An 18,668-nucleotide genomic window follows, 5' to 3' on the forward strand; every position below is an offset into this window, starting at 1 on the left:
TATTTTTTATTAATCTGTAAGACACTAAATTAATTGATAATTTTAGAAGGAAAAGAGAAAAAAGAATTGATTAAATATTTAGAAAATTATATTGACAAAATATTCCGAAGAAGTTAAAATAATATTAAGTTAATTGAGTATACTAAATTAACTTAATAAGATAATTCAATGGAAAATATATTTTTAATAATTCAGTAAAAGCTTTAATAATATAGGGAGAGGTGAGGAGAATGCAAAAACAATATGACATAATGATTATTGGCTCAGGAGTAGTTGGTAGTGCAATTGCAAGAGAATTTTCAAGATATGAATTAAAAATAGGTGTATTAGAAAAAGAATTAGATGTGGTATGTGAGACTAGTGGTAGAAATAGTGGAGTTCTTCATGCAGGTTTTAATAATAAACCAGGAACACTTATGGCAAAGTTTTGTGTAGAAGGTAATTTAGGCTTTGACAAAGTAGCAGAAGAACTCCATATTCCTTTTAAAAGACTAGGAAAACTAGTAACTGGTTTTACAGATGAGGATATAAAGGGACTTAAAGCATTAAAGGAACAGGGAGACAAAAATGGTGTGCCGGGATTAGAAATTGTATCTCGAGAAAGAATTAAAGAATTAGCACCTAATGTAGAAGGAAAAGCAGCATTATATTCACCTATGACAGGAATACTAGATCCATTTATATATACAATAGCTTTAGCAGAAAATGCTTGTGAAAATGGTGTGGATTTTTACTTTGGTAGAGAAGTAACTGGTATCCAAAGAAAAGAAGGATATTATGAAGTTACTACAAAAAATAAAGAAACTTATCATACTAAGTGGCTAATTAATAGTGCAGGATTAAATTCTGATAAAATAGCGAAAATGGTTGGTATTACAGACTATACCATATATCCATGTAGAGGAGAATATTTTATTTTAGATAAAAAGGCAGGGGAATTTCTTCAAATTCCAGCATATCCAGTTCCAAATAAAAAAGAAGGAGGACTTGGAATACATCTTACCCCTTCTATTCATGGAAATATATTTATTGGACCAAGTGCTCAATATATTGATGAAAACGATAACTATTCGGCTACCGAAGAAGTTATGGACATGCTTGTGAAAGAAGGGAGAAAAATATTACCTCAAATAAAAAGAGAGCATTTTATTAGAAACTTCTCAGGTATTAGACCTAAACTAGTGAGCAAAGAAAAAGGTGGATATGCAGACTTTGTAATTGAAGAAAGAGAAGAGGTACCAAATATGATTAACCTAATTGGAATTGAATCTCCAGGATTAACTTCGGCAGTTCCAATTGCAAGATATGTATTAGGTAAGATCAGAAATAAGGAAGATTTAAAAGAAAATAAAGATTTTAATCCTATAAGAAAGGGAATATTAAAATTCTCAGAGCAATCTGAGGAAAAGCAAGCTGAACTTATAAAAGAAAACCCAGATTATGGAGAAATTATTTGTAGATGTGAAACAGTTACAAAAGCAGAAATCATGCAGGCGATAAATAATCCATTAGGGGTAGGTACAGTGACTGGAATTAAGTATAGGACAAGATCTATGATGGGAAGATGTCAAGGAGGATATTGTCAGACTAGAATTACGAAAATGATTATGAAAGAAAAAAATAAAAAGGTAGACGAAGTAACCTACTTAAGAGAAAATGGGCAAATGTTTTTAGGGAGGGTGAGATAATGGAAGCAATATTAAAAGATGCGGTTATTATTGGAGCAGGTCCAGCTGGACTTGCAGCAGCCTTAAAGCTAAAAGAAAAAGGAATAGACGACATTTTAATATTGGAAAGGGAAAAGAAACCCGGTGGAATATTAAGACAATGCATTCATGATGGATTTGGTTTAGTAAGATTTAATGAGGCACTTAGCGGGCCAGAATATGCAAATAGATTTATAGAAGAGGTAGAGAAAGAGAATATTGAAATACAAACAGAGGCTACTGTAATAAATCTTACAAATGACAAGGAAGTTATAGTAGCCACAAGAGAAGGATTAAGGAAATATCAAGCTAAAGTAGTAGTACTAACAATGGGATGTAGAGAAAGAACAAGAGGAGCTATTAGCATACCTGGTACAAGACCAGCAGGCGTATTTACAGCAGGTGTAGCTCAAAGTTATATGAATTTAAAAAACATTATGGTAGGAGAGAGAGTAGTTATACTAGGCTCTGGAGATATAGGACTTATAATGGCAAGAAGAATGACACTTGAGGGAGCAAAGGTACTTGCAGTAATAGAAAAATTGCCTTATCCTAGTGGATTACCTAGAAATATACAACAGTGTTTAAATGATTATGATATTCCTCTATTTTTAAGTCATACTGTAACAAATATCAAAGGAAAAGGAAGATTAGAGGCAGTAACTGTAAGTAAAGTAGATGAAAATGGACAACCGATCCAGGGAACAGAAAAGGAATATAAATGTGATACTTTGATATTATCTGTTGGACTTATTCCTGAAAATGAATTGTCGCTTAAAGCTGGAGTAAAATTAGATGAAAGAACAAAAGGTCCAATTGTAGATGAAAATTTACAGACAAGTGTTGAAGGAATTTATGCTGCAGGAAATGTTCTTCATGTACATGATTTGGTAGACTTTGTATCAAACGAAGGAGAAAAACTTGCAGAGGCAGCAGCAAAATATATAAAAGAAGAAAAACAAAATGAAAATAAAATTTTGATAACAACAGATAAGACTATTAATAATGTAGTTCCACAAAAGATAAGCGGAGAAAAAGATGTAGAGATATATTTAAGAGTAAGTAGACCTTCAAGAGATGGAGCAATAGAAGTTAAGCAAGGTGAAGAAATTATTAAAGTTGAGAAACTAAAAAAATTAAATCCAGCAGAAATGATACACATAATATTAAAAAAGCAAGAACTTATTAGTAAAGAAAATATTAAGGTGGTGGTTGCTCAATGAATAAACAGATCACATGCATAATTTGCCCTAATGGATGCGAATTGTCTGTAGAATGGGAAGAAAAGAGTATAAAAAATATAAATGGAGCTTTGTGTAAAAGAGGAGAGGAGTATGTGACACAAGAAATACAAAATCCCAAAAGAACTATTGCATCTTTAGTTAAAGTAAATAATGGTGAAATACCATTGGTTAGTGTAAGAACAACAAAGGCTATTCCAAAGGAAAAGATATTTGATGTTATGGAAGAAATTAAAAAGTTAGAAGTTAATGCACCAGTAAAAATTAATCAAGTAATTGTTAAAAACATTCTGGGACTTGGTTCAGATATTATTTCCACAAAGTTTGTGGAAAAGGAACAAGTAACTATTTAACGAAATTTGGGAGATGAAATTATGATTGTTGAGGAGTTAAATCCACTTGTAAATGTACAAAAAACAATTAAAGAAACCTGTAAAAATCTAAATTTAAGTGAAAGTGTCTATGAATTAATTAAGGAGCCTAGCAGGGTTGTAGAAATTAATATTCCAGTGCAAATGGACGATGGATCTATAAAGGTGTTTAAGGGATATAGAAGTCAGCATAACAATGCAATGGGGCCTACAAAGGGCGGAATCAGATTTCATGAAAAAGTAAATTTAGATGAAGTAAAGGCATTATCAATATGGATGACATTTAAATGTGCCATAGCTAATATTCCTTTTGGAGGAGGTAAAGGAGGAGTTATAGTAGATCCTAAAACATTATCTAAATGCGAATTGGAAAAATTAAGTAGAGGTTATGTTCAAAAACTCTGTGAATTTTTAGGTGAAGATTTAGACATACCAGCTCCAGATGTAAATACCAACGCACAGATAATTTCATGGATGGCAGATGAATATAATAAGCTCTCCGGAAAGAATCATTGGGGAACTTTTACAGGTAAACCAGTAGTATTAAATGGTTCAAAAGGAAGAACTGAAGCAACAGGTTTAGGTATAGCTATAGTTGCTAGAGAAGCTTTAAAAAAGTTAAGTAAAAGCTTAAATCATTCATCAGTAGCAATACAAGGGTTTGGAAATGTAGGAAGTAATGCTGCACTTTGTATAGAAAATTTAGGTGGAAGAGTAGTTAGCGTATCAGAATGGGATAGAGAAAAAGGGTTTTATGCTATATATGATGAAAAAGGATTAAATATTAAAGAATTAATGAGCTATTTTCATGAAAAAGGAACTTTGCTCGGATTTTCTGGAAGCTGTGAAATAAAAGAAGAGGAGTTTTGGAGCCTATCTGTAGATGTGTTGGTACCTGCAGCTTTGGAAAACTCTATAAATGCTAATAATGCTAATTTAATAAATGCAAAACTAATTTGTGAAGGAGCAAATGGTCCTTTAACACCAGCAGCTGACGAGATATTAGAAGAAAAAGGGATTGAAGTTACACCAGATATACTAACAAATGCAGGTGGAGTTATAGTATCTTATTTTGAATGGGTGCAAAATTTAAATAATTACTATTGGAATGAAAAAGATATTAAAACAAAAGAAGAAAAATTTTTGGTAGAGGCATTTAAAAATGTTTGGGCAATGAAAGATAAGGATAATTTTACTATGAGAAATGCTGCTTATATGTATGCTATAAATAAATTAGCAGAAGGAATGAAATATAGAGGGTGGTATTGAGTTTAAGGGACATAAATAATATTTCAAAATATAAATAAGTTTATAATAGCAATACACTCCTCTATTATTGAAAGGGGGATATCTTGTGGAACTTCTTCATGCTTTTGGTAGTATATTTAGTATTATTATAATGATAGCTATTGGATATATTTTAACTCAAAAAGGATGGATAGATAAGGCTGGGGCTAAGTTATTTTCAAAAATAGTTATAAATGTATCCTTACCAGCGTTAATGATTAATAACCTTATGTCAGACTTTGATAGAGCAAAGCTTCTAAGTTTGGGAAGGGGACTTATAGTTCCATTTCTATCTATAGCTTGTACCTATTTACTAGGCAAAATATTTATAAAGGTTTTTAATATTACTCCAAAGAGACGAGGATCATTTTTATCTATGTTTTTTGTATCTAATACTATATTTATTGGATTGCCAGTTAATCTGGCTTTATTTGGATCAGAAAGTGTTCCTTATGTTTTATTATATTATATAGCTAATACCACATTCTTTTGGACTATAGGTGTTTTTGAAATAAGTAAAGATGGAAAAGGTGAGACTCAAGGATTTCTATCAATAAGTACCATAAAGAGAATATTCTCACCTCCATTAATGGGGTTTATAGTAGCTATAATATTAATACTTTTAGCTATACCTGTACCTAAGTTTATAATGGATACTTGTAAGTATTTAGGTAACCTAACTACGCCGTTGTCTATGTTGTTTATAGGCAATACAATGTATTATATAGATTTAAAGGGAATAGGTTTTAGCAAAGATAATTTAGGTATTTTATTAGGAAGATTTATAATATCACCTTTATTAGTAGTATTATTGTGTAAGTTTTTCCCTTTACCTGAACTTATGAAAAAGGTATTTATTATTCAAGCAGCCATGCCAGTAATGACTAATACTGCTATAGTATCTAAGTCTTATGATGCAGATTATCAATATGCAGCTATTATGATTACTGTAACTACTATATTAAGTTTATTTATAATTCCTATATATAAAATATTACTTCAATAGAAAAAGCCTTCTTTTCAGTTTTAGCTGAAAAGAAGGTTTTTTAGAATAAAGTATCTTGTTTAAAAGTTTGGATAAAAAACATTTGGTAATTGCTTAGTAACACCATAAGCATGTTCTAGATGATCCCTCATTGCTTTCCTAGCTAGTTCTTCATTTCTGCTTATAAGTGCCTCATATATTGCACGATGTTTCTCTATTGTATTGTTTCTATCATCATTTGTTAAAGCTCTATGGATTTGCTCTAGTTGATCATAAATTAATGTATTAAGAGTATTCATTAATTTAGAACACAACTCATTTTTAGCACAATTTAATATAGTAATATGAAATAATTGATCTAACCTAGTAAAATTTTTTATATCTCCTCTAGGAAGATTAATAAGTTCGTCAGAAACTCTTTTTAACTCAGCAAAATCTTCTTCTGTTGCCCTAGATGTAGCAAGGCCAACCATTTCTAATTCTATGGACATTCTAAGTTCAAAAAGGTCTGTATTACTTGTTTTTTCAAAGGCTAAAATGTAGGTTAGTGGTAAATAATAATTATTATTCTTAGGATTACTAATAACAATTCCCTTTCGTGGAGATACAGTGACTATTCCTAAAAACTCCATAACTCGTAAGGCTTCACGCAAAGTTGGACGGCTTACATTTAAAATTTCCATTAATTCTGCTTCATTATATAATCTCTCGCCATATTCAAGTTGATTATCCATTATTAAATGAATAAAGGTCTCAATTATATGAAAATATGCTTTCTTATTTTTAACAGGTTTCATATCTATTTTATTCATATTGGCACCTCAATTAATATATTTTACAACAATTATCTAAAATAAGTTCTTTATTATATTCTAAATGGTAGAGCTTCGTGTGTCTATATATTATACTAACACTACAAAAGTAATTGGTCTATTAGATAAATCTTATTATGATTATTGGTAATATGAATATAATATAATGCTTCAGAAAAAATATTTTATATATGTATTGACATTAACGCTACGTGAAAGTTTATATTTATACTATCAGGAGGCGAGAATATGGAATATACAGTGCAAAAGCTAGCGCATATAGCAGGTGTTAGCACACGAACACTTAGATATTATGATGAAATTGGAATCCTTAAGCCGGCAAGGATTAATTCATCAGGATATCGTATTTATGGTGAAAACGAGGTTAATATGTTACAACAAATACTTTTTTATAAAGAATTGGGTATAAGTTTAGAAAATATTAAAGAGATTATAGCCTCACCTAGTTTTGATAGGGAAAAAGCACTGAGGGAACATCATCAAAAGCTTCTTGAAAAAAGAATGCAATTAGATTTATTAATTGCCAATGTTAATAAAACAATTGAAACAATAGAAGGGAGAACTATTATGAATGATAAAGAGAAATTTAAGGGGTTTAAGCAAAAACTAATTGATGATAATGAAAAAAAATATGGAAAAGAAATTCGTGAAAAGTATGGTAATAAAGTTATTGATGAATCAAATAAGAAGCTAAATAATATGAGTAAGGAAGAGTATAAGAAAATTACTGAGCTTGAAAATGAAATTATGGAAACTCTTTATTTAGCATTTAAAACTTCTAATCCATCAGGAGAACTAGCTCAAAAAGCCGCGGATTTACATCGTCAATGGATAAGCTTTTATTGGAACAATTATAGTAAAGAAGCTCATGCTGGACTTGCGCAAATGTATGTTGATGATGAAAGATTTAAAGCGTATTATGATAAGAAACAAACAGGAATGGCAGAGTTTTTAAGGGATGCTATCCTTATTTATACAGGGACTGAAAAGTGATTAAGCAAGCTAACTTCTGGATTTAAAGTATAAATTTTTAATATTTGAGGTTATAGTATATATAATGTATACTATAACCTCTTTTTAAAAGTTTAGAATTTCTTTATAATTAGTTTATAAAAACTATAGCTCATTAGATTAAAATGAAAATATGGAAGGCTTTCCTAAGTTATTATGAAATAAAAAAGGGAGATGTTATAAATTGAAAATTAAAAAGAAAACCGCTATGATTATAAGTGTTGCTGTTGGCACTTTAATGTTTGCAACAACAGCTATGGCAGAAGTAATGTCTAAAAGTGGATATGAGCAAGCTAAAGATGCAATAAAGTATTCATCAGATAGTTTTAGTAGTAAACTTTCAAGTTATACTATGGATATATCTATGACTGTGAAGGACAATGGTAAAGTTATTATTTCACAGAATGCACTAAATAAATGTGATATAAATAAAAAAGCTTCCGAAAATGTTGAGACTACCGTTAAAGGAGGAAAAAAGACAGAGCGTTACTTCTATGGAGATAAAAACGGTATGATTACAACTAATGAAGATAAAAGTATTTATTATGTAACTGAATATGAAACTCCAGATAAAGGAAGAGACTTTAGAGATCCATTTAAAGAAAAAGAAGCGGGAGATATTGAAAAAATAATAGATGCTGCTGTAGGCAATTTAAAAGATTATGTTGTAGTAGATGAAAAAGCTGATGGAAGCAAAGAATTATCTGGTTCTATAACTGAAGCCCAAATACCTGCACTTATAAATGCAGTTACATCCTATGCATTAAAAAATGAAGCTTCATCTAATAGAAATCCTGAAGAAGTAAATGTTATGCCTAGAATTACTAAAGACGTATATGTTAAAGAAGTTAAAGGTAAGATGGTTGTAGATAAGAATGGTTTAATACAAAGTGTTCTTGGTACAGCAATACTTTCAGGTAAGGATGATCAGGGTAAGCAGCATGATTTAACTTTTGAAGTTCTTGGAAAAACAACTAGTATTAACTCTACTGTTGTAAATAAACCAAATCTTTCAGGAAAGAAAGTAGAAAAGAGTATACAAAGAAACAACAACGAGTTTGCAAATCCTGAAAAGTATGTTGGTAAGTATAAGAATGATATAATTATAGAGAAAGATGGTAAGTTCCAAAAAATTGGAGAGAGAACATTAACTATAGCTCATTCTGATAATGAATCTATTTCTGGATCATATCATGAACAGTATATAAAAGGATATGAAAGTTATGCAACAAAAGACTTAAAGTTTGACGCAAAATATGGCAAAGATAAATACAATGCAAGATTTGATATTGAAGGTTCCTCAGATAAAGGTAATATAAGCGTTAATAGACATAACGTAAGCGTGTATTTTTATATGCCACATTCATCAAAGGGTGGAGTAAACTATGATGGTGAGTTTAATAGAGTGTTTGATTAATTATATATAAAATAAAAAAATGTAATCAATTTTTTTAGAGTACAGATTACAGAGCACAGAGTACAAATAAGGAGACTTTTCTTCCATTACACTACAGAAAACTTCAAATTAAAAATTTTTAGTAATGAAGCGAAGAAAAATTATCTATATCTGTACTCTGTTATCTGTGCTCTGTTATCTAAAAAAGTGCGGTGTACTTTTTAGGGGGGTAAAAATTGGAGAAAGTTATTGAGATAAATAACCTAAGCAAACTTTATAAGAATGGTAGAGGAATAACAGATATTAATTTAGAAATAAATAGGGGAGAGATATTTGGATTTTTAGGGCCAAATGGAGCAGGAAAAACTACTGCTATGAAAATTATGACTGGATTAATAAAGCCAGATAGTGGTGATGTTAAAATTTTAGGATATAGTGTATTAGAAGATTTTGAAAAAGCTATGTCAAAGGTAGGATGTATTATTGAGACTGCAGAGTCTTATTCTTATTTAACTGCTTATGAAAATCTTAAACAATTTTCAAGATATTATAAAGATGTTGATGATAAGAGAATTGAAGAGGTATTAGAAATTATAGGGCTTCAAAAGTTTAAAAATGAAAAAACAAGAAAGTTTTCACTTGGAATGAAGCAAAGGCTAGGGATTGCAGCAGCGATTTTATCTAAGCCTGAAGTTGTTATTTTGGACGAACCTCTAAATGGATTGGATGTTGAGGGAATGCTTGATATAAGAAATCTTATAAAAAGTCTTGCTGAGGAAGAGAAAACTACTTTCTTCATATCAAGTCATCTTATTCATGATGTAGAGCTTACTTGTAATAAGATAGGCGTTCTTTATAACGGAAGGATACTTAATGTAGATACAACTAAAAACATATTAAATAATTATGCTTCACTGGAGAACTATTTTATAAGCGAGGTGGAACGAAATGGTAGAATTTAAGGCTACTGTAATTAATGAAATTGAAAAGTTATATAAAAAGAAGAAGATTATAGTGGCAGCAATAGTATCACTAATTTTCATAGTAATAGGACAACTTGCTGTTGTTGGTTTAAGGAGTGGCTTTGGATTAAGAGGAACTTCCAGTATGGAGTTTCCTATATTAGTATTGTCTGTAGTAGTTAATACCATTTTGCCTCTTTTCACTGCACTTGTTACCATAGATAGCTTTTCAGGAGAATTTTCACAAAACACTATGAAAATTGCAATTACAAGACCAATAACACGATTGAAATTTTTTACTGCAAAAATAGTAGCTATAATGCTTTTTATATTAACTAATCTTTTGTTTGTAATGATTTTTTCAATTATAGCAGGAATAGTTTTTAATTCAAATTCTTTTACATTTCAAGGCATAATAAGGATATTTGTATCCTATATAGTTACAGTTTTACCTATGATGATTTTAGTGCTCTTAATTGCTACTTTTACTAATATTATAAGAAGTGGAGTAGGCGTGTTCTTTTTATCTATCTTTGTTCTAATTATTCTTAAAGCGTTGGAAATTATATTCTCACAATATTCAGGTATAATTTTCACATCAATGTTTAGTTGGTATAATCTATGGATTATGAACAGTTTACCTATATTAAAGATTTTGCGTCAGTTTATGATGATGTGTAGTTATGGCATACTATTATTTACATTTGGATATTATTTATTTGATAAAAAAGAATTTTAAGGTGAAAAAATGGATATAAAAAAACGAGTAATAGTATCTAATACTATAATAGCTATAGTACCAGTTATTATAACAATTATAGTTGTATTTGGTTTTTTGTTTGTATCATCAAAGTTTCTTAAAAGAGACGTAGACTATGAAAAATTTAAAAACCGTGTAACTATAAGGGCTGAGTTAGTAACTATTAGAAATAACATATTAAAACAAAATATTCAAGATATAGAGGACACAGAATTACAAAAGGAAGTATCCCACGGACTTTCAAGTTTAAATGGCGAATTTATAATTGTTAAGGGACATAAAATTATAGTTAATTCTAAAGAGATCAATAAAATAGATATAGAAAAATGTATAGAAGTAGCAAAATCAAATACAGTAGATAAGAAAATTAAGATTAATGGTTGTTCTTATTTAATTGAAGATATAGATTTAAATCTAAAAGACAAAACATCTGCAAGCCTAATATTGTTAGCTCCTATAGGCGAAGACATAAATTTATTTAATAAGCTAATTGTTGTGGTCATTATAGTTTATATAATATCTTTTATAGTAATTAATGTAATTATGTCATATCTTTTATCAAAGAGAATAATAAATCCTATTAAGATTTTGAAAAAAGCTACAAATGAAATTAGTATGGGAAATTTAAACTGTGAGATTATTGAAGATGGGGATAAGGAAATACAGGAATTATGTCGTGGTTTTGAGATTATGAGAGTACAGTTAAAGGATTCCATATCTATGAAAATTAAGTATGATGATAATCGTAAAGTGCTTGTATCAAGCATTTCTCATGATTTAAAAACACCAATAACATCAATAAAAGGCTATGTTGAGGGGATTTTGGATGGGGTAGCAAATACACCGGAAAAAAGAGAAAACTATTTAAAAACTATTTATTCAAAGGCTGAACATATTGATCATATGATTGACGATTTACTTTTATATTCAAAGCTTGATTTAAATCAAATTCCTTTTAATTTTGAAAAAATAGATATTGTTGAATACTTTAAATATTGTATATGTGAGATTGAACCTGAACTTATAAAAAGTAATATAAAAATACAATTAAAGAACGACTTAAATAATTGTAGATATGTTATTATGGATAGGGAAAGAATGAGAAGAGTTATTTTAAATATTATAGAAAATTCTCGTAAATATATGAATAAAGAGCAGGGGAAAATAATTCTAAATTTAAGAGAGACAAATTCTAGCATTGTTATAGAGATAAGAGACAATGGTCCTGGAATTAATAATAATGAGATAAATAAAATATTTGATAGATTCTACAGAGCAGATTCTGCAAGAAGTGGAGCTAAGGGGAGTGGATTAGGACTATCCATTGCAAAGCAAATTGTAGAAGGACATAAGGGAAGAATTTGGGCGGTTAGTCATGAAAATGAAGGCACAAGTATTATGATATCCCTTGGCAAGGTAATAGAAAATAGGCAAAGGGAAGATTTATTTTTATAATTAAAAATGAATTGTAAAGAATAAAGAAGGGTTTTTCTTTATTTTATTAAGAAAAGCCTTTTAATCATAAATGAAAGGAAGCGTTTAATAATATGAAGAAGATATTAATAGTGGAAGATGACCTAAGTATTGCTGAACTTCAAAGAGATTATTTGGAACTTTCAGGGTTTGAAGTAAAAATATGTACAGATGGGGTATCTGGATTGAATGAAATAAAAGAAAATAAATATGATTTAATAATTCTTGATGTTATGCTTCCTAAAATTGATGGTTTTGATATATTAAGGATTATTCAGGAACATAAGGATATACCAGTTTTAATGGTTTCAGCTAAAAAAGAAGAGATTGATAAAATAAAAGGTTTAAGTCTTGGAGCAGATGATTATATAACAAAGCCATTTAGTCCAGGAGAATTAGTTGCAAGAGTTAAATCTCATCTTCAAAATTATGAGAGATTAAGAAATAAGTTTGGAAATAAGTCGAATAATAATAACATTATTATAAGAGGATTGGAAATATATAAAGATTCTAGACAGGTATTTATAAATGGAAAAGAAGTTAATTTAGCACAAAAAGAATTTGAATTATTATTACATATGGCTCAATATCCTAATAGGGTGTTTGGAAAGGATGAATTATTTGAGAGCATTTGGGGAATGGACTCCCTTGGGGATAATGCTACAGTTACAGTACACATTAGAAAAATAAGAGAAAAAATTGAATCAAATCCATCGGAGCCACAATATATTGAAACAGTATGGGGAGTTGGCTATAGAGTAAGGGTATAAATAACGAATATGACAGGTTTAATTATAAAATTGAATAATATGGCAAAAAATATCAACATAATTATATATTTATTAAATCCATAATTGAAAAATAGGTTATTATGTAATATAATGAATGAATAGCTTTACTTAAGTAAAGCTGTTTTTATTTTAGAGAGGGAGGTTGCTAATGGAATCATTAAATAACATTGTAGCTAAAATAGACAGCTTTTTATGGAATTGGCCATTACTTATTTTATTACTAGGAACTCACATATTTTTGACTTTCAGATTGAAGTTTATTCAAAGATATTTGGGAAAGGCAATAAAACTTTCTGTAGTTAAGGATGAGAATGCTAAGGGCGATGTAAGCCAATTTAGCGCATTAACAACAGCGTTAGCAGCGACCATTGGTACAGGAAATATAGTTGGGGTAGCAACAGCTATATCTTTGGGAGGCCCTGGAGCAGTATTTTGGACATGGCTTACAGGTGTATTTGGAATATCCACAAAGTATGCTGAAAGTTTACTTTCAACTAAATATAGAATAAAAACTGAAGATGGTACTATGGCAGGAGGTCCTATGTATGTGTTAGAATACGGAATGAATAAGAAATGGTTGGCAGTACTTTTTGCCACATTTACTAGCATAGCAGCTATAGGAACTGGTGGAATGGTACAATCTAATGCAATTTCTATGATGGTAAGTGATACCTTTAAAGTTCCAACAAAAATATCAGCTGTAATTATATGTATACTAACAGCTGTTGTAATACTAGGCGGAATAAAGAGTATATCTAAGGTTTGTGAAGTATTCGTACCTTTTATGGCAGGTTTTTATATTTTAGGCTGTTTAATAATATTAGCCATGGGTTATAAAACAATACCAAATTCACTACATACAATAATTTCTTCCGCATTTACAGGACAAGCAGCTGTAGGAGGATTTGCAGGATCTAGTGTTATTATGGCAATGAGATTTGGTGTATCTAGAGGACTTTTTTCAAATGAGTCAGGATTAGGAAGTGCTCCAATAGTATCAGCAGCAGCGCAATCAAGAAATCCAGTAAGACAAGCATTGGTTGCTTCTACAGGTACTTTTTGGGATACAGTAGTAGTATGCGCTATTACAGGACTTGTATTAACTAATACAGGAGTATGGAATAAGGGACTTCAAGGTGGGCAGTTAACTAAAGAGGCATTCGCTTCCATACCTGTTATAGGACCTATAGTTTTAACTGTAGGATTAATGACTTTTGCTTTTTCTACTATACTTGGTTGGTCCTATTATGGAGAAAAATCCATAGAATATCTTTTTGGAAAGAAAGCTATATTACCTTATAAGATATTATGGATTATAGCTATTTATATAGGAGCTGTATTTTCTTTAGATTTTGTTTGGAATTTTGCTGATTTGGCTAATGGGTTGATGGCTATACCAAATCTTATATCATTAATAGCTTTAAGTGGGGTTATTGTAAGTGAAACTAAAAACTATTTATGGCAAGGAAATTTGGAAGATACTGTTGAGGAAGAAAAAGTAGCAAATTTATAATGCATTTAAGCTGGTACATATGTAAAAGTAATATGTACCAGTTTTTTATTTAGTGTAGAGCTAATAAAGGTAAAATTTACTCTATTATTTGTACTCTGTACTCTATACTCTATACTCTGTAAAAAACATTTAATATGTATTATAATATAAGTGATATGCACATTTATTATATTAAGTGGAGGAAAGATATGTTTAATAAGAAGAAAAAAACTGATGGCAATAAATTTGACGATAACAAATTTAAGTATGTTATTTATTATGCTATTGCAGTGACAATAGTTGTTTTTTTGATTAATGATTATGTAATCAACACAGAAACAAAGCAGATAAAATATACTAATTTTCTTAACATGATAACTCAAAAACAAATTAAGGAAGTTCAGTTTTCTAAGGATAGAATAATAATTTATCCAAAAGAAAATGCAGGCTATGGGGATAAATTATTATATACTGGTAGGTTAGAAGAAGATAAAGATTTACCGGCTAAGTTAGATAAGGCAAACATACCTTATGATAGGGTTATACCAAAGCAAGATGGTCCAGTTAAAGGGTTTTTATTAAATTATATAATGCCGTTTATATTACTTATGGCATTCGGAAGATTTTTACTTGGAAGATTAGATAAAAAAATGGGCAGTGGAGTTATGTCCTTTGGTAAAAATACTGCTAAAATTTATGCAGAAAATGAAACAGGAATTACTTTTGAAGACGTAGCTGGTCAAGAGGAAGCAAAAGAGTCATTAGTAGAAATAGTGGATTTTTTACATAATACTCAAAAGTATTCTGAAATTGGAGCTAAATTACCTAAAGGCGCTTTGTTAGTAGGGCCTCCTGGTACAGGTAAAACATTACTTGCAAAGGCTGTAGCTGGGGAAGCAAAGGTACCATTTTTTTCTCTTTCGGGGTCAAGTTTTGTGGAAATGTTTGTTGGTATGGGCGCAGCTAGAGTTAGAGATTTATTTGAACAAGCACAGGAAAAAGCACCTTGTATAATATTTATTGATGAAATAGATGCTATTGGAAAAAGTAGAGATGGGAATATAAGTAGCAATGATGAAAGAGAACAGACTCTTAATCAGTTGCTTTCTGAAATGGATGGATTTGATTCATCAAAGGGGGTAGTAATTTTAGCAGCTACTAATAGACCAGAAATTTTAGATAAGGCTCTTTTAAGACCAGGTAGATTTGATAGAAGAGTAATAGTGGACAGACCTGATCTTAAGGGAAGAGAAGACATATTAAAGGTTCATTCAAAGGGTGTTAAAATGGCTGAAAATGTTGATTTACAAGATATTGCTAAGTCAACTCCAGGTGCTGTAGGAGCAGATTTAGCGAATATAATAAATGAAGCAGCTTTAAGAGCTGTAAAAAATAATAGAAAAGAAGTTATTCAAGAAGATCTACAAGAAGCTGTTGAAGTGATAATAGCAGGAAAAGAAAAGAAAGATAGAATATTATCACCTAAAGAAAAGAGGTCAGTAGCTTTTCATGAAGTGGGTCATGCTTTAGTAGCAGCTCTTTTAACTCATACAGATCCTGTTCATAAGATTACTATAGTTCCAAGAACTATGGGAGCATTAGGTTATACAATGCAAGTTCCAGCAGAGGAAAAATACTTAAACACAAAAGAAGAAATGTTTGATCAAATTTGTGTAATGCTAGGGGGAAGAGCAGCAGAAGAGGTAGAGTTTAATGCAATATCTACTGGGGCATCAAATGACATAGAAAAGGCTACATCAACAGCTAGAAGTATGGTTACTATATATGGTATGACTGAAAGATTTGATATGATGGGATTAGAATCTATGTCTAATAGATATCTTGATGGAAGATCTGTTAAAAATTGTAGCGCTGAGACAGAAACACAAATTGATGAAGAAACTTTAAAAATAATAAAGAAAGCTCATAAAAAAGCAATAGATATATTAAATGAAAATAGAGAATTATTAACTAAAATCGCAGAAAGATTGCTAGAAAAAGAAACTATCATGGGAAATGAATTTATGGCTTTAGTGAAGGGAGAAGAATTTGCTGAAGAAGCTGCGGCATTAAATGAAGATAATGTAATTGAATTAAAAGAGGAAAGCGACCAAAAAGATGAAGTTAAAGTGGATGCAGCAGGTATAGTAGAGGATGATATAGTGAATAATGAAAATAGTGATGATAATAAGCTAGTAGAATAATTTTAGGTTGGTGACAAGTAAATGAATAATTCTGATTTAGAAAAGGAAATAGAAAAAGAGATACAATTTAACCTTGAAAAAGAAAAATTAGAAGAAACTATAGATGCTATAAATAGAGAAATATCAACTTTTTTAAATACAAGAAAGACCATAATTGATAATATAACTGAATATAGAAAACAAGTATTAGAAGAATACAAAGATGATGAAGACAAGGTAGCTGAATATTTTGACCATGAAAGATTTATAGCAGAAGAACAGTTTAAATTTATAGATAAAAAGTTAAAAGAGTTAACTATATTGTCTTTATCACCGTATTTCGGAAAAGTTCATTTTGTGGAAGAGGATTCTTTAGAAGACGAAAATATTTATATAGGTAGGTTTGGAGTTACCCCTAAAGGCGCTTTAGAACCTTTAGTAGTAGATTGGAGAGCACCTGTATCGGCAGTATTTTATGCAGGTAAATTAGGTAATATAATATATACTGCACCTATGGGTACAGTTAAGGCTAATGTTTTAGAAAAAAGACAATTAATAATTAAAAAGGCTAAATTATTAGGTATTTTTGATTCAGAAATAGATGTAAAAGATGAAATATTGCAAATGGTTTTAAGTAGTAATTCTAGTGATAAACTAAAAGATATAATTATGACAATACAAGAAGAACAAGATAATTTAATAAGACAACCCAAAAATAAAACCATAGTAGTAGATGGAGTGGCAGGTAGTGGTAAGACTACTGTAGCCCTACATAGAGTTGCATATTTATTATATAATTACAGAAAGAGTTTGCAGGACAAGGTACTCATATTAGGTCCAAACAATATATTTATGGAGTATATATCTATGGTGTTACCTAGTCTTGGCGAAGTAGGAGTTAAACAATCAACTTTTAGAGAATTTGCATTAGAATTAATATGCTTGGATAATGTTATGAGCCTAAAGGACTATATGGAAAAAATAATAAATGGTGATAAGAATTTTATAGAAGAAATATTATATAAAACTTCAGAGGTATATATTAAAAAATTAGATGCTTTAGTAGAAGAACTAAATAACAATTATTTTAATATAAAAAATGTAGAGCTTTTAGAAAAAGTAATTTTAGACAAAGAAGAAATAGAGAAATTGTTTAATGAATATTTCAAAGCAATGCCTCTATTTAAAAGAAGCAAAAGGATTAAAAGAACTATATATTCTAAGATAAAAGATAGTAGAGATGAAAAGGTAAGAGAAATAGAAAAAAATTATCAAGAGGCTATATCTAAACTTACACCAGAAGAAGCAAATTTATATGGCAGTGATTTAGATTTTAAGAGAAGGTTAGAAATAAGAAATGTTATAGCTGAAGTTATAAGGGTAAAAAGTGAATTGAAGTGGTTGAACAATCCTAATATTTTAGATATATATAATACTTTTAATGGGAATAAGGAATTTACTGAGGATGATTTGGCACCTGTTCTATATCTGAAGATAAAGTTAGAAGGATTAAAATTTAAAAATGAAATAAAACATGTGGTTATAGATGAGGCTCAGGACTACTCGTATTTACAATTTGTGGTTATAAAAGAATTAACAAAATGTCAATCATTAACTATAGTTGGAGATAGTAATCAAAGACTTATTCCTATAGAAGGTACTATTCCTATGAATTCTTTACAGAGTTACTTGGAATTGGAGAGTGTAGAAAACTTTAAGCTTCAAAAAAGCTATAGATCAACTACAGAGATTATGGAATATGCAAATAAATATTTGAGTAATAATCATATAGTGCCATTAGTAAGAAACGGAGAAAAGGTTGTAGAAGAAAATATATTTAGTGAAGATGAACTACAAGAAAAATTAGTAAATGCTTTAAAAGAATTAAAGCAAAGAGGCTATGAGAGTATAGCAGTGATATGCAAAGATAATAGCAGAACAGAATATATAAGCAAGGTAATTAAAAATAAAATGTATATAAAGGTTATTGATAGAGAAGATGTTATTTATAATTCAGGTGATAGTGTAATTTCATCTTATTTTGCTAAAGGGTTAGAATTTGATGGGGTTATAATAATTGATGATAATATATCAAATGTTAACTATGACAAAATGATGTATGTTATGTCTACAAGAGCTTTACATCAACTATGTATATTTAAATTAAATTATTAAAG

15 protein-coding genes are annotated in these 18,668 nt (G+C 29.8%); 14 read left to right on the forward strand and 1 reads right to left on the reverse strand.

Annotation, left to right across the window (positions count from 1 at the left end; translation table 11 throughout):
- Positions 1-230 precede the first annotated feature (230 nt).
- The 5 genes from T514_RS0116590 to T514_RS0116610 all read left to right on the forward strand — a co-directional run bounded on the left by T514_RS0116590 (position 231) and on the right by T514_RS0116610 (position 5,611).
- Entirely contained in the window at positions 231-1,688 is a 1,458-nt protein-coding gene (locus tag T514_RS0116590; protein ID WP_027625780.1) for an NAD(P)/FAD-dependent oxidoreductase, read from the forward strand.
- Positions 1,688-2,929: an NAD(P)/FAD-dependent oxidoreductase gene (locus T514_RS0116595; protein WP_027625781.1), complete on the forward strand. Its 1,242-nt coding sequence runs from the start codon at positions 1,688-1,690 to the stop codon at positions 2,927-2,929. The genes T514_RS0116590 and T514_RS0116595 overlap by 1 nt, the downstream gene beginning before the upstream one ends.
- Entirely contained in the window at positions 2,926-3,300 is a 375-nt protein-coding gene (locus T514_RS0116600; protein ID WP_027625782.1) for a DUF1667 domain-containing protein, read from the forward strand. The genes T514_RS0116595 and T514_RS0116600 overlap by 4 nt, the downstream gene beginning before the upstream one ends.
- A 21-nt stretch (positions 3,301-3,321) precedes the next feature.
- Positions 3,322-4,587 (forward strand): Glu/Leu/Phe/Val family dehydrogenase, encoded by a 1,266-nt coding sequence (locus tag T514_RS0116605; protein ID WP_027625783.1) that lies wholly within the window; start codon positions 3,322-3,324, stop codon positions 4,585-4,587.
- An 85-nt stretch (positions 4,588-4,672) separates the two neighbouring features.
- Positions 4,673-5,611, forward strand: a complete 939-nt coding sequence (locus T514_RS0116610) for an AEC family transporter (protein ID WP_027625784.1) — start codon at positions 4,673-4,675, stop codon at positions 5,609-5,611.
- Between the two features lie 59 nt (positions 5,612-5,670).
- On the opposite strand, the gene T514_RS0116615 is transcribed toward T514_RS0116610, so the two are convergent.
- Positions 5,671-6,402 carry a FadR/GntR family transcriptional regulator gene (locus tag T514_RS0116615; protein ID WP_027625785.1) on the reverse strand — a complete coding sequence of 244 codons (732 nt, stop codon included), beginning with the start codon at positions 6,400-6,402 and terminating at the stop codon, positions 5,671-5,673.
- A gap of 249 nt (positions 6,403-6,651) precedes the next feature.
- Here T514_RS0116615 and T514_RS0116620 point away from each other — a divergent pair, with 249 nt between their 5' ends.
- The 9 genes from T514_RS0116620 to T514_RS0116660 all read left to right on the forward strand — a co-directional run bounded on the left by T514_RS0116620 (position 6,652) and on the right by T514_RS0116660 (position 18,666).
- Positions 6,652-7,416, forward strand: coding sequence for a MerR family transcriptional regulator (locus T514_RS0116620; RefSeq protein ID WP_027625786.1), 765 nt, complete (start codon positions 6,652-6,654; stop codon positions 7,414-7,416).
- 202 nt (positions 7,417-7,618) lie between these two features.
- The gene (locus T514_RS0116625; RefSeq protein WP_027625787.1) at positions 7,619-8,851 is read left to right on the forward strand and encodes a hypothetical protein; all 1,233 of its coding nucleotides are present in this window, start codon (positions 7,619-7,621) and stop codon (positions 8,849-8,851) included.
- 215 nt (positions 8,852-9,066) lie between these two features.
- Entirely contained in the window at positions 9,067-9,792 is a 726-nt protein-coding gene (locus T514_RS0116630; protein WP_027625788.1) for an ABC transporter ATP-binding protein, read from the forward strand.
- Positions 9,779-10,531, forward strand: a complete 753-nt coding sequence (locus T514_RS0116635) for an ABC transporter permease (protein ID WP_027625789.1) — start codon at positions 9,779-9,781, stop codon at positions 10,529-10,531. Before T514_RS0116630 ends, T514_RS0116635 begins: the two co-directional genes overlap by 14 nt.
- A 9-nt stretch (positions 10,532-10,540) precedes the next feature.
- Positions 10,541-12,007 (forward strand): sensor histidine kinase, encoded by a 1,467-nt coding sequence (locus tag T514_RS0116640; RefSeq protein ID WP_027625790.1) that lies wholly within the window; start codon positions 10,541-10,543, stop codon positions 12,005-12,007.
- Between the two features lie 92 nt (positions 12,008-12,099).
- Positions 12,100-12,795, forward strand: a complete 696-nt coding sequence (locus tag T514_RS0116645; RefSeq protein ID WP_027625791.1) for a response regulator transcription factor — start codon at positions 12,100-12,102, stop codon at positions 12,793-12,795.
- A 169-nt stretch (positions 12,796-12,964) separates the two neighbouring features.
- On the forward strand, positions 12,965-14,329 hold the full coding sequence (locus tag T514_RS0116650) for an alanine/glycine:cation symporter family protein (RefSeq protein WP_027625792.1): 1,365 nt from the start codon (positions 12,965-12,967) through the stop codon (positions 14,327-14,329).
- A gap of 188 nt (positions 14,330-14,517) precedes the next feature.
- A complete protein-coding gene (gene ftsH, locus T514_RS0116655; RefSeq protein WP_027625793.1) occupies positions 14,518-16,512 on the forward strand; it encodes an ATP-dependent zinc metalloprotease FtsH in 1,995 nt (664 codons plus the stop codon).
- Positions 16,513-16,533: 21 nt separating this feature from the next.
- Positions 16,534-18,666 carry a HelD family protein gene (locus T514_RS0116660; protein WP_027625794.1) on the forward strand — a complete coding sequence of 711 codons (2,133 nt, stop codon included), beginning with the start codon at positions 16,534-16,536 and terminating at the stop codon, positions 18,664-18,666.
- Positions 18,667-18,668: the final 2 nt, after the last annotated feature.

Source organism: Clostridium lundense DSM 17049 (assembly GCF_000619945.1).
In the GTDB taxonomy this organism is placed as follows: domain Bacteria; phylum Bacillota; class Clostridia; order Clostridiales; family Clostridiaceae; genus Clostridium_AO; species Clostridium_AO lundense.

Coding starts and splice junctions, on each gene's coding strand:
- T514_RS0116590 (WP_027625780.1), top strand. CDS start 231: ATGCAAAAACAATATGACATAATGATTATTGGCTCAGGAGTAGTTGGT.
- ftsH (WP_027625793.1), top strand. CDS start 14,518: ATGTTTAATAAGAAGAAAAAAACTGATGGCAATAAATTTGACGATAAC.
- T514_RS0116615 (WP_027625785.1), bottom strand. CDS start 6,402: ATGAATAAAATAGATATGAAACCTGTTAAAAATAAGAAAGCATATTTT.
- T514_RS0116620 (WP_027625786.1), top strand. CDS start 6,652: ATGGAATATACAGTGCAAAAGCTAGCGCATATAGCAGGTGTTAGCACA.
- T514_RS0116595 (WP_027625781.1), top strand. CDS start 1,688: ATGGAAGCAATATTAAAAGATGCGGTTATTATTGGAGCAGGTCCAGCT.
- T514_RS0116640 (WP_027625790.1), top strand. CDS start 10,541: ATGGATATAAAAAAACGAGTAATAGTATCTAATACTATAATAGCTATA.
- T514_RS0116600 (WP_027625782.1), top strand. CDS start 2,926: ATGAATAAACAGATCACATGCATAATTTGCCCTAATGGATGCGAATTG.
- T514_RS0116605 (WP_027625783.1), top strand. CDS start 3,322: ATGATTGTTGAGGAGTTAAATCCACTTGTAAATGTACAAAAAACAATT.
- T514_RS0116650 (WP_027625792.1), top strand. CDS start 12,965: ATGGAATCATTAAATAACATTGTAGCTAAAATAGACAGCTTTTTATGG.
- T514_RS0116635 (WP_027625789.1), top strand. CDS start 9,779: ATGGTAGAATTTAAGGCTACTGTAATTAATGAAATTGAAAAGTTATAT.
- T514_RS0116660 (WP_027625794.1), top strand. CDS start 16,534: ATGAATAATTCTGATTTAGAAAAGGAAATAGAAAAAGAGATACAATTT.
- T514_RS0116645 (WP_027625791.1), top strand. CDS start 12,100: ATGAAGAAGATATTAATAGTGGAAGATGACCTAAGTATTGCTGAACTT.